The 15,288-nt window shown below is 42.2% G+C and carries 13 protein-coding genes; all 13 read right to left on the bottom strand.

The features are described from left to right. Window positions 1-190 precede the first annotated feature (190 nt). The 13 genes from hemG to HMPREF9200_RS04655 all read right to left on the bottom strand — a co-directional run bounded on the left by hemG (window position 191) and on the right by HMPREF9200_RS04655 (window position 15,285). Window positions 191-2,371 carry a protoporphyrinogen oxidase gene (gene hemG / locus HMPREF9200_RS09005; RefSeq protein WP_009353652.1) on the bottom strand — a complete coding sequence of 727 codons (2,181 nt, stop codon included), beginning with the start codon at window positions 2,369-2,371 and terminating at the stop codon, window positions 191-193. Between the two features lies 1 nt (window position 2,372). Further along, window positions 2,373-3,293: a ferrochelatase gene (gene hemH / locus HMPREF9200_RS04710; protein WP_009353662.1), complete on the bottom strand. Its 921-nt coding sequence runs from the start codon at window positions 3,291-3,293 to the stop codon at window positions 2,373-2,375. Beyond that, on the bottom strand, window positions 3,280-4,308 hold the full coding sequence (hemE, locus tag HMPREF9200_RS04705) for a uroporphyrinogen decarboxylase (protein ID WP_009353710.1): 1,029 nt from the start codon (window positions 4,306-4,308) through the stop codon (window positions 3,280-3,282). Before hemE ends, hemH begins: the two co-directional genes overlap by 14 nt. 92 nt (window positions 4,309-4,400) lie before the next feature. After that, window positions 4,401-6,329: a VWA domain-containing protein gene (locus tag HMPREF9200_RS04700; RefSeq protein WP_038144749.1), complete on the bottom strand. Its 1,929-nt coding sequence runs from the start codon at window positions 6,327-6,329 to the stop codon at window positions 4,401-4,403. A gap of 38 nt (window positions 6,330-6,367) precedes the next feature. Beyond that, window positions 6,368-7,306, bottom strand: coding sequence for an ATP-binding protein (locus HMPREF9200_RS04695; protein WP_009353712.1), 939 nt, complete (start codon window positions 7,304-7,306; stop codon window positions 6,368-6,370). 10 nt (window positions 7,307-7,316) lie between these two features. Continuing rightward, a complete protein-coding gene (locus tag HMPREF9200_RS04690) occupies window positions 7,317-10,853 on the bottom strand; it encodes a cobaltochelatase subunit CobN (RefSeq protein ID WP_038144747.1) in 3,537 nt (1,178 codons plus the stop codon). A gap of 307 nt (window positions 10,854-11,160) precedes the next feature. Next, entirely contained in the window at window positions 11,161-11,649 is a 489-nt protein-coding gene (locus HMPREF9200_RS08075; protein ID WP_009353680.1) for an ethanolamine utilization - propanediol utilization, read from the bottom strand. A 2-nt stretch (window positions 11,650-11,651) separates the two neighbouring features. After that, on the bottom strand, window positions 11,652-11,996 hold the full coding sequence (gene eutS, locus HMPREF9200_RS04680) for an ethanolamine utilization microcompartment protein EutS (RefSeq protein ID WP_009353658.1): 345 nt from the start codon (window positions 11,994-11,996) through the stop codon (window positions 11,652-11,654). A gap of 21 nt (window positions 11,997-12,017) precedes the next feature. After that, window positions 12,018-12,752, bottom strand: a complete 735-nt coding sequence (locus HMPREF9200_RS04675) for an MIP/aquaporin family protein (RefSeq protein ID WP_009353708.1) — start codon at window positions 12,750-12,752, stop codon at window positions 12,018-12,020. Between the two features lie 10 nt (window positions 12,753-12,762). Then, window positions 12,763-13,911 carry a 1-propanol dehydrogenase PduQ gene (locus HMPREF9200_RS04670; RefSeq protein ID WP_009353704.1) on the bottom strand — a complete coding sequence of 383 codons (1,149 nt, stop codon included), beginning with the start codon at window positions 13,909-13,911 and terminating at the stop codon, window positions 12,763-12,765. 2 nt (window positions 13,912-13,913) lie between these two features. Beyond that, a complete protein-coding gene (locus HMPREF9200_RS04665; RefSeq protein WP_009353670.1) occupies window positions 13,914-14,447 on the bottom strand; it encodes a heme-binding protein in 534 nt (177 codons plus the stop codon). A gap of 29 nt (window positions 14,448-14,476) precedes the next feature. Further along, the gene (locus HMPREF9200_RS04660) at window positions 14,477-14,749 is read right to left on the bottom strand and encodes a BMC domain-containing protein (RefSeq protein WP_303733696.1); all 273 of its coding nucleotides are present in this window, start codon (window positions 14,747-14,749) and stop codon (window positions 14,477-14,479) included. Between the two features lie 8 nt (window positions 14,750-14,757). Then, the gene (locus HMPREF9200_RS04655) at window positions 14,758-15,285 is read right to left on the bottom strand and encodes a BMC domain-containing protein (protein ID WP_009353722.1); all 528 of its coding nucleotides are present in this window, start codon (window positions 15,283-15,285) and stop codon (window positions 14,758-14,760) included. Window positions 15,286-15,288 lie beyond the last annotated feature (3 nt).

The raw sequence follows: 15,288 nt of genomic DNA, 5'->3' as shown, positions 1-15,288 counted from the left end.
AGATACAAATAATTCTATCTAACATGATACAAATATAGCTCAACCACGAATGTTGTCCACAACGCTTAAATTAGTAGCCACCACATTGGCGAAAAGCAAAAAAATACGACAGGTTTATAATCCAGTATGGTACTGGTATGCAAACCTGTCGCAATTTCATCACTTTATAATTTAATACCCTATTGATACATTAGGAAAACAGATGATCTATACCATCCATATCCAGAATCGTGCCAATCGTAAATGGTCCAAAGATACCAAAACGAGCACTTACTTCATCAAATCGCATTTCATTGACAATTTTTTTAAACTGAATTGGATCATCACTCATCAATGTAATACCCCATTCCCAATCATCCATGCCAAAAGCACCCGTCGTAAACTCTTTGATAGTGTCTTCATATTTTTTGCCAATTTGTCCATGAGAACGCATCATGCTACCACGGCTTTGACGATCCAACATATACCAATTATCTGTTAGATTACGTTGCTTCGCCATAGGATAAAAGCACATACACGCCAATCTAGGAATTTTTGGATATAACCGAGCTTGTACTTTTGGATGGTCTTTCGGAGATTTCACATAATTGCTTACTTCAATCACAGATACAAAAGAAGATTCTGGCTGTAATACACTAAAGATTGGTAATTTTTTTAGTGTCAATTCTACTTCGTTCAAATCTTGCAAGCTTGGTTGCAAGAACCAAAACATAATATCTCCCTTGTGACCATTGATTTGGTACATAGCATAGCTACTTGTATGGGCCTCATGAGCTGTTTCTAAATTCCCAATAAATGCTTTGAAAGATTGCAATACTTCAATTTGTTGCTCACCGGACCAGCTTCTCCATTTTTCAAAATTGATGGAATAATTAGCGTGTAAGCTAAACCAACCTTCGTATGTTTCAGGTACTTTTTCTAGTCCTGTAGTATGTCCATGCATAGGTGTTGCACCTGCATGAACAGATTCTGTATGTGTATCCATAGGAACTACCTCCTTAGTTTCTTCTTTCCATGCTTCTACCAATTCATAGGCTTGTTTGATGCCATCTGGCATGCCGACCCCTTTAAATGGAGTTCCAATTAATGCCAATCCCGGATAGTGTTCTTGGGCATGGTCCATGAGGGTTGCCACTCGTTCTTTGTGGCCCACTTCATATTGGGGCATACTTTTTTGTAACCGTACCACTTCTATCCATTCTGGATTTCCTGTAAACTTCAATATATTTCGTATTTCTGAAAGCGCCAATTCACACAGTTCTTCTTCACTGTGCGTATCTACCGTAGAGTCTGTAGGCTTCCCTAAAAAGACGCGTAATACCACCTTGTCTTGTGGTGTCGTTTGTGGCCACTTACTAGAAATGTAAGTACATGCCGTCAATGGTGTCTCTGTGCTGCGAGTGATGACAAAGCCTGTGCCTTGCAATGGTTTTGTAAAAGCTGACTTCGGCAAACTCATAATGACAATGGCACAAGAAGATTGTTCCATATGCCGCAAGTCTTCAAATTTTTTATCTCCCACAAAAAATTTTTCATAGGCTTTAGGTGGCGTAGTGATCACAAGACGATCGTAGGAGTCTGTACCGTTTTGTGTTTGCACTGTATAGAGCTTATCTGTGTATGATGCCTCTAGCACCTCAGTCGATGTGTGCAAAGAAACGTTCTTTGGCATTTGTTCCACAAGAGCATCTACTAATGATTCTAAACCTCCCGTTAATTGGGCAAATTGTCCTTCAGTAACCGCCCCAGATTGTTTGCGCATACCTTGCATAGCCATCATACCTTTGACCAAGTTTCCATGCTTTTGTTCTAATTGACGAAATTCTGGAAAGGTTCCCAGTAAACTTAAGCGTTTTAAGTCTCCACCGTAGATACCTGATAAGAGAGGTTCAATTAATAAATTGACTAGTTCGTCCCCTAAATGATACCGAAAAAAGGCATCGATACTCATATCCTCGTTTCCTGGATATGGTTTCTTAAAAATATCTAATCCAGCTCGTAATTTACCAGACCAACTCAATAAGCTAGACATAGCAAAAGGAAGAAATTCTGTAGGGATGCCAATGATGGATCCTCCAGGGATAGGCTTCATTTGACCTTGATGATAAATATAGGATTCTCCCGTAGCATTACGTACCAAGGTATCACCTAATCCCAATTCCTGTACCAAATCTGTCATAGATGTTTTTCTGGCTAAATACGAATCAGGCCCCACTTCTACCACATAGCCATCGCGACGTTTTGTTTGTACCTTTCCACCCCAACGATTCGAAGATTCTAGGACATGAATGTCCCAGTTAGGAAATGCTTTGCCCATATAATACGCTGCAGATAAGCCCGTTAGACCACCACCAATAATTGCTACTTTCATATTATCCCTCCTTCAAGAGAGCTGTTAATACACCATGCGCCATGGCTTTCACAAAGAGAGTGTCACGATCTGGCATAGGCACTCGCACATAAGATATACCTAAGTGATCACATTGTTCACGACGTTCCACATCTAAATCATAAGATACTTCCATATGAGTGCAAGTAAAGCCGATAGGCATATATACCACATGGGTATGCCCTTCTGCGCCCGCTTGTTCCGTAACCATTTCTACCGTAGGTGTTAGCCATTCCCCACGAGTGCCTGCGCTTTGCCAAGCTAAGGTAGGATGAGGCAACTGCAATTGATCTGCTATGGATTGCATCACTTGTTGTAAGCTATGAACATACCCATCATAGGTAATCCCTTTCATGAGCGGTACACTGTGAGCCGTACACACATACTGCGGGTTAGCTCCAGCTGGCAGTGTACACAATGTTTCTTTCACTCGGTCTACCCACGACGAAACTAATGTGGGTGCGTCCGCCCAATGTGGCACTACCTTCCATCGGTCATTCATAAACGGTTTCAGTGGCTCTAGATAGGATGCATTCAATATGTCTGTTCCATAAGGATTCATCATAAGCACCACTACTGTATCATAGTGATTCAATTCCTTGCCTACATCCGCGATGAGTGGTTCTATATATTTATGTGCTTGTACCACCGTTACCTTTGCAAAGGGTAGTTCGTTTTGTAACTCTTCTTGTAATCGCGCTACTTGCCATGCGGTGGACTCCATTAATTGGGATTGTCCACCAATGCATTCATACTTATGTCGCAAACCTTGTAATTCTTCGTCACTTGGCCCGTGACCTCTCCGTATACGAGTGTAATACTCTTTCACATCTTCTAAGGAACGGGGAGAGCCATAATCTAATACCAATACACAAACTTGTTGTATCTCTTTATCCTCTGTCATGTACATACTCCACTATGTTTCGCAATACTGTAGGATTCGCATCTGGCACAACACCGTGGCCTAAATTAAAAATATGCTTTCCATGAGCAGCACCTTCTGCCAAAATACGATCAATTTCACCTTGAATTGTCTTCCAATCTGCAAATAAATAGGCAGGGTCTAAATTCCCTTGTAATGTTTGCTTGATGCCCATCGCACTTGCTTCTGCAATGGAGCATCTCCAATCGCAACCGATTACATCTAATGGCAATTCTTTCCACACTGGGAATAAATGCTTAGTACCTACGCCGAACATAGTGATAGGAATATGAGGATATCGTTCTTTAATAGTCCCAATAATATGTTTCATATACGGGAATACGCCACATTCATATTGTTCCATGGAAAGGGCTCCAATCCATGAATCAAAAATTTGAATTGCATTCACACCCGCCTGAATTTGACCTTCCATATAAGTAATGGACATAGTAGTCAATCGCTCCATCAAAGCATGCCAAATCTCAGTGGTTGCCACTAAACATTGACGAGTTTTCTGGTAATTCTTAGAAGGGCCACCTTCAATCATATAGCTAGCCAATGTGAAAGGAGCTCCTGCAAAGCCAATTAAGGGAACTGTGAGCATTTCTTTCGTCAACATTTGGATCGTTTTCACCATAAAGTCCAACGATTCTTCTACCACAATATCCCGTAGCTTTTCCACATCATCTTTGGACCGAATGGGATTAGAAATCACTGGCCCTATACCAGATTTTATGTTCACATCTACGCCCATAGGCACCAAAGGAGTCATAATATCTTTGTACAAAATAGCTGCATCCACATCATACTCATGAACGGGAAGAGCTGTTACTTTTGCACATAATTCCGGTTGATGAGTAATCTCAAATAGGCTATATCGCTCTTTAATCTTGCGATATGCCGCTTGACTTCGTCCCGCTTGACGCATAAACCAAACTGGTCTACGGGACACCGACTCACCTGCAATCATTTGCAAATAATCTTGTCGTTTTTCCATATATAATTACACCTTACCTTTTACCAAACCAAATTTGGATTCTACTTTCTATTATAGCATATGGCGCATATATTTACCTATATATTCTATCACTAGTTATACGCTCTATATTGAGAAATATTTATAAGTTCTGCTCCTAACATATGAGCAATTTCTTTGGCACGGTTCATACGTACAAAACTGGTATCTGTATCGATAACCGTTGTTTGTATCCCCTGATTCGTAAGCCATCTACCGATGTCGTCTAGTCCCTGCAGTGCTTGTGAGGTGACCTTCCCATCTGTAATAATTACGACCTTTGCTTGTACATGCCCCATTTGAGACATGTCGTTGCCTATCTGTTTGACCGCTTCCTCAATGCCTTTTACAAAGGGCGTTCTGCCCCCAATACGAGCTTCTCCCAATGCTTTGGGGATGGTCTCAATTCGCTGTGTCAGCGGCACCACACATTGCGCCCCTTGCTTTTGAAAGGTGATGAGCGATACATACTGTCGTTTTACATACATCATCTGTACCAATTGTGAAAGTAACTTCTCTGCCCCCTGTAATCGTTGTCTCTGTCCCATAGATCCACTTGTATCAACTACTAAATAGATGGCTTCTTTTGGCATTTCCTGATACATAGCATATCTGACATCTTCTATAGTTAGCCGAATCGGTACTTGCCGACTGCGTACAATCCCTTGTACTATCGTTGGTATCCATGCAATGGTTCTCCCCATAGTTCCTTGACGATGTACCTTAGGGCCTCGACCGTCATCACTGATGTCTATGTGTTTCTTTTCCGGCCCAGATTGCAACATCCCATATAAATGTAATACCTGCGTTTCCACTGCTTCTGAAAGTGCAAAGGACTCCTCTACCTTACCTCTATGGGATGTACTGAGACCTTCTTTATCTGTGTCATTTCCCAGTGGTCCATCTAACTCCATATAGACAGAACCATTTTCTTTCTCTGCCTGATTTGTATCTTGATTAATGTCCTCTTCCACTTCTTTTTGCATCTCATAAGATCTATCACCATCTGATCTCATTCCCTGAGGACTTCTTTCCTCTTGCCCATCCTGCAACTGGCCATTGCCAGCCTTCTGCGGAGAACTGTTCTCTTCCCCTCGGTTTGAACTAGTCCCTTTTCTTTCCTCTTGTTCCTTTCTTGCCTCATCGGATGGCATTCGATCAGATGAATCCTGTGCCTCTCCATCTTGCTGTATCCGAGGGTTTACTAGGTTCTTCATTTTCTGAGGCAATGTCCAAGGAAGTACTGTTTCTACATCCCTAGGCTCCACAAATCGATGGCCTTTTTCTCTAGCTAAACCTATGGCCGATTTTAGTAAAATATATTCCATGCCCATAAAGGAAATGTTAAATCTCTCTACTAGACTGGAAATATATGTATATATGCTATCATGCACGTTTGGGATTCCAGGTGCATCCATTAATTTCCCCTTAGAACAAATCGACTCTTCTCCATGAGTTCCATATACATCTACTGATATTCCCTCCCTGTGGTAACTTTCACAAGTCGTACCGTTCTCATATATATCTGCATGGTCTCTATCTGCTAGGATCCGCACTCTAGTATCCACATCTGGGGATTCTATGGGTATCCACAAATCCATATCATAGACCCATTGCGATAGCCCTTCTGTTCCTGTATAGGTCCCAATGATTTGTAGCGGTCTTCCTGCTTCGTACCGATGATTTTGCTCATAAAGAATCCGTAACCACATGGACCGGTCAAAGTGATCCAATCCTTCGCAGATAAGCAAGTCATACACGTCCCAAGGATGTGCTTGTTTTACAATTTGAGCTGTTTCTAAGGTCCTTTGTATATCCACTGCTTCCTGCATAGCACTCACATCTGTGTGGGATGTAATCGTCGTATAGGTTCGGCCCCTATCAAGCAATGCTTGTAACAGAGCATAAGTTTTTCCCGTTCCCACTTCACCTGAAATCAGTAATGTCCGCAACAAAGGTTCTTGCAAAAAGAGGTGAATGCCTGTATTCAGTTGTACACTCATACCATTCACCTCCTTTAACAAAATCTTTGATGATTCTACTACTTCTGTATCCCTTCATAGGTGGCCCATAGATTCTCTAACATAGTTTCATCAAATTCACGTTGCTCAAAAGGTTTCCGCTTCATCCGATGAGATACCACAAGCGGTGTCAACTGTTTCAGATGATCCATGGTCACATGGGGCTCCCCCTGTAAGGCCGCCAAAGCACGGCTACTATTGAGCAAGGTAATATCTGAACGATGTCCCTCTACGCCTAGGGTAATAGATATATTGGCAATCAATTCTAATAGATTTGCATCTACCCCAATGGTAGGCAACGCTTTACGCGCTGTTTCAATGGTTTTACGCAACGCTTCATCGTCCTTCCTGTAGGACTCAATAAATGCTTGTGGAGTATCTTCAAAAGCCAATCGACGACGCAATACTTCCATCCGCAATGCTACATCTGTTTCTGCTTTCACAGTCACCGATAGACCAAAGCGATCCAACAATTGCGGACGAATAGCCCCCTCTTCGGGGTTCATGGTGCCCACCAAAATAAATCGTGATGGATGACTATGGCTAATGCCCTCACGTTCAACCCGATTCACACCCATCGCCGCCACATCTAGCAATGTATCCACTAAGTAGTCCTCTAGTAAATTGACTTCATCCACATAGAGAATATTTTCGTGAGCCTCAAATAAAATGCCTGGAGAAAACTTTTGCTTCCCCTCTTGCAGCATCCGCTCAATATCCAAGGTTCCCACCAATCTGTCTTCCGTGCAATGCAATGGAAGGTCCACCACTTTCATCGGTGTGCCATCACGATGCATCGGTAGCACCTTGGCTAAGCCTCGTACCGCCGTCGATTTTGCCGTTCCCTTATCACCCTGTATCAATACACCACCTACCCGTGGGTCTACCGCATTGAGGAGTAAGGCCAATTTCATTTGATCTTGTCCTACTAAGGCTGTAAAAGGATATATAGTACTCATGTTAGTCTCCTTACGTTTCATCATAATACCCCTCTAGATCATCTTCCAAGGACATTGCCACATCGCGCAATCCTTCTATACGTTCCGCACTGGCCTTCCAAAGTCCTCGTTGTTCTGCTTCTAATAAAGTAGTACAAATGGCCCCTAATGCCCAAGGATTGACTTGGCGCATCCAGTCCTGTACGTCCTGATTCATGACATACTCGTCTGTATAGGCATCATACATCCAATCTTGAATCATATCACTAGTGGCGTCCCATTCATAGGTATGTTGTACATAGGAAGCCATATCCGCTGCCCCCTTGTAGCCGTGTTTCATCATCCCCTCTATAAAAATAGGGTTCATTGGTTCACTACGGAACTGACGCTGAATTTCATCTTCTAAGGAACGCACCAAAATATCTTTACGATACGTGGTATCTCCTATAAATGATTTCGGCTTAGTACCTTTCACCGCCTCCACAGCCGCGATTATACCCCCATGGTAGGCATTGAAATCATCTGTACTCAACAAACTCACCTCTCGGTTATCTTCATTTTTCACAGTCACTTCGATGGAACCTAATCGCTTACGAAACTGTTGATAGCTTGGAATAATCTCCCCTTGCTCATCATATCCATAGCCACCCCAGGTGACATAGGCATTGGCTAAATCTTCACGAGTAGACCAGTTGCTTTGTTCCAGAATTTGATTCACTCCTGCCCCATAGGCACCTGGTGCATCGCCAAAGACACGAATCGAAGCAGCCTTGATAGCTTCTTCATAGTCCATACCATCTTCTACTAACGCAGCTGTATCCAAGTCTATATGTTTTTTCACATAATTCACGCTATGATCTTCGGCTAGGGCGTTTACCATTTGCACCGCTTTTGCAATCCACATGACACCAGAAGGCATCATATCTCGGAATAACCCACTAATACGGCTTGTTACATCGATGCGTGGTCGCCCTAATTCCTCGAGAGGTATAACTTCTAAATTGGACACACGACTTCCTGTATAAACTGGTCGTACACCCAATAAATAGAATACTTCACCAATACATTGTCCATGTGAGCGTTGCGTGTTGTCTGCCCACAAGACAATACCAATTTCCTCTGGGTATCGCTGTTCTTCTCGAATATATTCATTGAGCAACGCATCGCCTAGTTCACAACCGATGGCATAGGCAGGCAAGGTCGGCAAGGTCCGTTCATCAACGCCATAAAAATTGCGCCCCATCGGTAGCACATCGATACCACCATTAGTAACAGCGCCACCGATGTTAGGTGGAATATAGTTTCCTTCTAAACCTCGTAACAATTGGCACATTTCTTCTGTGGTTTGGCGCAACCCTGCGAGGTAGGTCTCACACAGCGTTTCTTTCTGTGCATCGTCTGGCACACTATGCATGTCTATGAAAGCATCTATATACCCGTCCTCTTCCTCTGTGGTTGGATTTTGCCCTAAAATATGCAAGCCACAACGAATATGACGATGTTGGATATCCATCAAATAATTATGAATATCCCCTAATAGTTCTTCTACCTCGTCTACATGAATGGAGTCAGCTAAGGCACGCCACTCTTCTTCACTGACAGTTCTATCTACCACAAAGTGTACCTGCCCGCCCTCTTGGTACCAGTCGAAGGCTTCGCACAAGTGCTCTAAATGACACTCTTTCACGGATGATAATATATACCCTAGTACCACTTGCTCTTGGTTTGTTTCCTGCGCTTTCATATGGTCATATTCGTCCAAATATCGTTCTAGCGTTTCATAGTCACCATACAAACCAGACCGCTTCATAGGTGGTGACAAATAGCTAAGTAAAACAGCATGGCTACGCCGTTTTGCTTGGATACCTTCACCGACAATAGTCGTCCAATACGGGTATAGATTCGGAATATCCTCAATCCCTAATTGGGGATAACAATATTCGCTTAAGGCGGTACCCTTACCAGGTAGCCATTCTAAATTGCCATGTGTCCCCATATGAATCGCCACATCAGCTTGAAATACAGTACGCACCCAATGATATACTCCCTCATAGTGATGCGTAGGCGGAATGTCCGGCGAATGGTACAAAGCATCTGGATTATCACTAAATCCACGTGGCGGTTGTACTAATACCCACACATTGCCAAAGGCCACACCGGGAATAATAAGCTCATCCGCTTCTACAAATATCTCTCCTATGGGCTGTCCCCAATGTTGTAGTAGTGATTCTTGGGTAGCACTATTCAGCTTTGAAAACCACGTCGTATACACTTCTTTCGGTAGTTTCGGGGCTTTCTCTACGGCTGAATCGGTCAAGCAATCTACATCATTCGTAGCATGTTTGGTCAGTATCATCATTAGATCTTCACTCGTTTGAGGGATACCGTCTACTGTATATCCGTTCTGTTGTAATTCTTGCAACAACCGTAGTACAGATTCTGGCGTGTCTAGCCCACAGGCATTGCCAATATGTGAATTTTTAGGAGGATAATTATGAAGGAATAGAGCAATCTTTACTTCTGACCTATGTTTCTGTTGCAATGCAATCCATCGTTTGGCTTGGTCTACTAACTTTTGAATCCCCTCAGGATATGGTTTAAAATAGTAGCCTCTTTCCTCTGAATACGTTCTGGTACCTACAATATGACCGTTTAAAATGCCATCTATTTCCGGCAATGACAAGGAAAAGGATATATCCATAGGCTCTAACCCTTGTGAACGTGTTTGCCATCTTTCAAGAGTAGTATAGGTAACAAAGCCCTGCAAAATAGGGATTCCTAAATCTGTCAGTTCATCACGACTCGCCCCCTGCAAGCCAATGATGGAAAACTTGCATGTATTAATGATGAGAGATATTGTCTCTTTCACTTGATGATCAAACAACGTGTGCCAACAATCGTACCACCGTAATTGTCCACCAGATTTACTGCTGTATTGACCAAATACTAATACCGGCGATAACCCTTGTTCTAATGCACGATCATACAGTGCATAGGGATAGTCTAATTGACCTTGCACCCATTCATCTCGATAAAAGAAAATACCTACCACTGGACCGACATGATCATAGTCCTTACGATATTCCTCATAGGATGGATACACTTCCCCTTGTCTGCCTAAAATACCTTGGTATGGTAGTTCTTTCACCGGCTCTACTGGCCCTGTATAACCTTGTAAGGATAGCATATATTGGCACAGTCCATAAAAGTTTTCTCTTCCACCTTGGTGCAAATAAGCCTTAATTTGATCAATGTCCTCATCTGCAATACCATATCGCTGTATATCCGACGCTGAATCATGGAATAGTAATACATAAGGAACTTGTTTCTGTGTAATATATTTGTGAATCCCTTTTACCAAAGGAGTATCTAAGGTACTTCCTACATGAGTAAATAGTACTATATCCGTACCATCAATCGCCCTCTGAACATCTTCTAACTCTATATTTTCAGATGACAGAAAGACTATGCCCAAGGACATAGTCTCATCTGTATACTTCTGTTCTATTTCTTTAGCCCATTGCCAATGCTTCGTCATAGACGTAATGAGTAATATAGAATGTTTCATATCGTACTCACCACAATACGTAATGCCTTCCCTTTCATCATTACTGCCTCCTAACTGTAGCACTTAGCTACTAACCGCTTGTGTCCACATGCCCATTGTAGAACACAGTCTGTTACCTTTTTAAGTAAAGGATTTGACTATACAATTGCTCATACACATTCATTGCGTGAAAGAATATACTTTTAGTTTATCATACTATAGGTTTCATGTGATAGTAAAATAAATTTTATTTAATAACTATCATAGTGTAACAAAAAAGCACCACCACAAAGGAAGGTGCTTTTCTATCCACTCACTATGGTGATCGTTATTCCTTTACAGATAGCATTTCTCTAAGAGCCTCGTATCCATAGGTCACCATTGGTATATCTTGTATTAAATTTTGTTCTGTTATGTCCTCTTCCGACTCCATTACGACACAGATGTCATTAGCCCCCGCTAGTCGTAGTAGGCGAACACTTTCACCAATCTGAGACGCATCTAATGCATCATTCATAACCACAACGCCTACTACATTGCGATTAAAAGCTCCTGCCGTAGCTGGTGGATAGGGATTGAATGGTTCCCCTAAGCGGTAGCCCAGTACCACGGTATCCACATCGTATGATGACACTAAAAGAGCAGAAAAATACCAAGGATTTTCAATGTACTCTCCGGGAGTTAGCACACAATTGCCTTCACGATACACCGCCATTGGCCGTGGCAACGTCTTCTTTCCGCCTAAAAGACATTGTACCACAGTTTCCACATGACTATAGGTGCTACCAACCCACAAAGTACTACGCAAGGTATCCACGGTTAGCTCCTTGTAAGAGGAACTACGCTAAACTGTAGCAATTCCGAGAATCCCTGTAATACACTAGAGAGTGATACCTCTACGCTTGAAACATCTCCTGATATTAACACAGCCCCTGAAAATCGATCGATAAATTCGATATGTACATTGGCTGCTTTAGAGGCCATATCTCCTGCAATGATAGCCGCTTCCCCTGGGGTAATCGTCAAAATACCTACAGCACTACGACCTTCGCTATCTAGACCTAATTTACTGTATAAGTCCCTTTTTGGATTCGCTAATACATGAGCTAATGTGACTTGTTTTCCTGGTACTGACTCTTGAATGATACGTTGTTTATCTAGCATAGGATATAACCTCCTTTCCAATTATAAATGTAAAGCTACATGTAGCCAGTTAAATGCACCCACTGCTAATAGTGCCCCAATCGTTGGTCCTACAATTGGTACCCAAGCATAACCCATATTCGCAGTTCCTTTGTTAGGAAGTGGTAAAATCGCATAGGCCAAACGTGGAGTAAAGTCACGAGCAGGATTCAATGCAAAGCCTGTAGTTCCACCAAAAGAGAAACCGATGCTTGCTACAAGGAAACCAATAATAAGTGGTGCTAAACCATCGGCCATAGGTCCCAAGAAAAGTACACAAAAGATGAATAAGAAAGTAGCAATCACTTCAGATAGTAAGTTCCAAGCTCGTTCATCACAAGCTGGACCTGTAGCAAAAATACCTACACAGTTTCCTTCATCTGGACCAGTAATCTTGAAGTGAGGATAGTAATGTAGCATCGTAATGCCTGCGCCTACAAAGCCACCTAATAATTGAGCGATAACGGCTCCCAATACTAACTCAGGAGGGAATAATCCACCTGCTGCAAAAGCAATCGTTAATGCTGGGTTCAAGTGTCCTACGCCACCTAAGTGAACGGCCACATAGACTGCAAATGTAACTGCAAATCCCCAACCAAACATCAATCCAATCCAGTTTGTTTTAATAGCGCTTGTGATTGTATTTTTAAGTAATAATCCAGCGTTACAACTACTACCGAAAGCCATTAAAATAGCTGTTCCGATAAATTCACTAACATACACTTGTGTAGCATCCATATGTGTTACCTCATATAATACATGTTAATATACGTGTTAAATCTTCTTTTGTGGCCGCGTATGGATTCCCTGGGTAGGTACGATCCACCATAGCCTGTTGCACTAATGTAGGAAAGGAATCCTTAAAGGAAACTTCATCAATACCAAACTCTTTCATTGTTATAATGCAACCCACTCGACGTGCTAAAGATTGTGCACATCGTACTAAAGCAGCAATTTGTGCACTTTCATCATCAGATTCGGTGGTTAAGGAGAGTTTTTGTGCAATCGAAATGTATTTTAATTTAGCCTCATTAGAGTTGGCTGCATTATACATAATGACATAGGGCAATAGCATCGCATTGGCTAATCCATGCGGCACATGGAATTGACCGCCCAATTGATGTGCTAAGGCATGGGTAATGCCTAGACCAGCTTGATTGAAAGCTAGCCCTGCCATGCAGGATGCTTCATGCATCGCTGCTCGTGCTACTTCGTCAGTTCCACGCTCTACACATGTTGGTAAATTCTTAATAACTAATTCTATTGCTTTTTCAGCTAATGCATCGGTAAAATGATTGGCCTCTGTAGCCACCAAGGCTTCCATGGCATGTACAAGTACATCCATGCCGCTATAAGCGGTTACTTTTGGCGGTGCCGATTTCACAAAGAATGTTGTTAAAATCGCTTCATCTGGCAATAAGCTGTCATCTGCCAACGGATACTTTATACCTGTTTTAGTATCTGTAATAACAGCAAAGGATGTCACTTCAGATCCAGTTCCGCTAGTTGTTGGTATGGCAATAAATTTTTTAACGCAGATGCCATAAATTGTTTTACAGAAATAGTTAATACCTTTCGCTGTATCAATGGCAGATCCTCCGCCAATGACGATCAGTACTGTGGCTTTTTCTTTCTGTAATACCTCTACCCCTTTGACAATGGAATCAATAGGTGGATCTGGTACTACATTAGAATATACAACATAGGTATTGCTTGTATTCACCAAGTCAATCACTGTCTGTAATGCTGGTGTTCCTTCTAAAAATGGGTCACAGATGATAAAAATACGTTCTCCTTCTAATAAGCGAAGTCTTTCTAAAGCATCTGTTTTAGTACCATTGGCAGAGTGTTCTGTTTGTCCTGTAAAAATTTGCGTTTTAAATGACCATGATTCCATGATTACGCCCCTTGTATATATGACTGAAAAGCTCGTAGCCCTGCATTCACTATGAGCACATCTTCTTTTACAGTGCCGCCACTAATACCTAGACCACCGATTAGATGATTCTCTAACATTAGTGGCTCACCACCGCCAAATAAGACTATGGGTCTTTTGACCATCGTCTCAATACCATAAAGAGGAGTCCCTGGCTGCACTACGGCTCCTAACTTTTCTGTTCCGCACCGAAAAGCTACTGCTGTATAGGCCTTATTAGGGGCTAGTTCTATGCTTACACCAAGAGCTCGTTCCATACGCCGTTGATACACTAACGATCCGCTCGCATCCACAATAGCAATCACAACAGGAATTCCCAATCGTTTCGCCTCTTGTTCGCAAGCTTCAACGACAGTATCCACCACAGATTCAACGGTAATTCCTGTATATCTAGACCACTGTGCTGCTCGTCCAATGGGGGCAATTCCCTCTTGTGTAGTGGATGGCACGCGCTCTATGTTTGCAATAATATTTCGGACTGAATCATAAATATCCATGTCCATCCTCCTTACTAAAGGCTATTCTACTATTTAGTCAACAATGTTTCTACATCGTGATGTGGGCGAGGAATTACGTGAGTAGATACAACTTGGCCTACGTTACCAGCTGCTACTGCACCCGCCTCTACGGCTGCTTTAACAGCACCAACATCACCACGAACCATCACAGTTACTAAACCAGAACCAATTTTTTCATAGCCAGTTAATTCTACATTGGATGCTTTCACCATTGCATCTGCTGCTTCAATAGCTGCTACTAAACCTTTTGTTTCTACCATACCTAATGCGTTATTCATGATAAACCTCCTTATTTTTTAGAACTACTTTTCTTTTTAGCTTTAGTCGTTTTAGCTGATTTTTTAGCACCTGTAGCTTTCGGTGCTACTTCTGTTGTAGATGGTGTAGATTCTTCACCAATCACAATATTTGTCAATTCAGCAATGGCTTCAGCCATTACTGTATCTGTTTCTTGTACTGTTTTTTCCGGCTCTGCCACGACAGTTTCCACCACGGTTTCCACCACAGGTTCTGCTATAGGTTCTTCTTTCACAGCTGCCGGTTCTTCTTGTAAGAAGACATCGATAACAGTTTGCGATACTCTTGGAATCACTTTAGAGCTTACAAAACAACCCATCTCTTTTGCCACCATAGCGCCTGCTTCAACAGCTGATTGCACAGCTCCCACATCGCCTACTACTTTCACAGTAAACCAACCAAAACCATTAGCTTTGTCAATATTTACTACGTGCACATTAGATGCTTTTACCATTACATCGGACATGGTAACTGCGCCTAACAAGCCTTTTACTTCTAATAGTCCTAACGATTGATTCATATA

Origin of the sequence: Veillonella sp. oral taxon 780 str. F0422 (genome assembly GCF_000221605.1) — a bacterium.
GTDB lineage: Bacteria > Bacillota > Negativicutes > Veillonellales > Veillonellaceae > F0422.
The sequence above is the reverse complement of the archived record's forward strand: the minus strand, read 5'-3'. Positions and strand labels throughout refer to the sequence as shown.

What these genes read in the sequence shown, in the direction of transcription:
- HMPREF9200_RS04670 (WP_009353704.1), bottom strand. Translation starts at nt 13,911, where the DNA reads ATGGAATCATGGTCATTTAAAACGCAAATTTTTACAGGACAAACAGAA.
- eutS (WP_009353658.1), bottom strand. Translation starts at nt 11,996, where the DNA reads ATGCTAGATAAACAACGTATCATTCAAGAGTCAGTACCAGGAAAACAA.
- HMPREF9200_RS04695 (WP_009353712.1), bottom strand. Translation starts at nt 7,306, where the DNA reads ATGAGTACTATATATCCTTTTACAGCCTTAGTAGGACAAGATCAAATG.
- HMPREF9200_RS04655 (WP_009353722.1), bottom strand. Translation starts at nt 15,285, where the DNA reads ATGAATCAATCGTTAGGACTATTAGAAGTAAAAGGCTTGTTAGGCGCA.
- HMPREF9200_RS04690 (WP_038144747.1), bottom strand. Translation starts at nt 10,853, where the DNA reads ATGAAACATTCTATATTACTCATTACGTCTATGACGAAGCATTGGCAA.
- HMPREF9200_RS04665 (WP_009353670.1), bottom strand. Translation starts at nt 14,447, where the DNA reads ATGGATATTTATGATTCAGTCCGAAATATTATTGCAAACATAGAGCGC.
- hemG (WP_009353652.1), bottom strand. Translation starts at nt 2,371, where the DNA reads ATGAAAGTAGCAATTATTGGTGGTGGTCTAACGGGCTTATCTGCAGCG.
- hemE (WP_009353710.1), bottom strand. Translation starts at nt 4,308, where the DNA reads ATGGAAAAACGACAAGATTATTTGCAAATGATTGCAGGTGAGTCGGTG.
- HMPREF9200_RS04700 (WP_038144749.1), bottom strand. Translation starts at nt 6,329, where the DNA reads ATGAGTGTACAACTGAATACAGGCATTCACCTCTTTTTGCAAGAACCT.
- hemH (WP_009353662.1), bottom strand. Translation starts at nt 3,293, where the DNA reads ATGACAGAGGATAAAGAGATACAACAAGTTTGTGTATTGGTATTAGAT.
- HMPREF9200_RS04675 (WP_009353708.1), bottom strand. Translation starts at nt 12,752, where the DNA reads ATGGATGCTACACAAGTGTATGTTAGTGAATTTATCGGAACAGCTATT.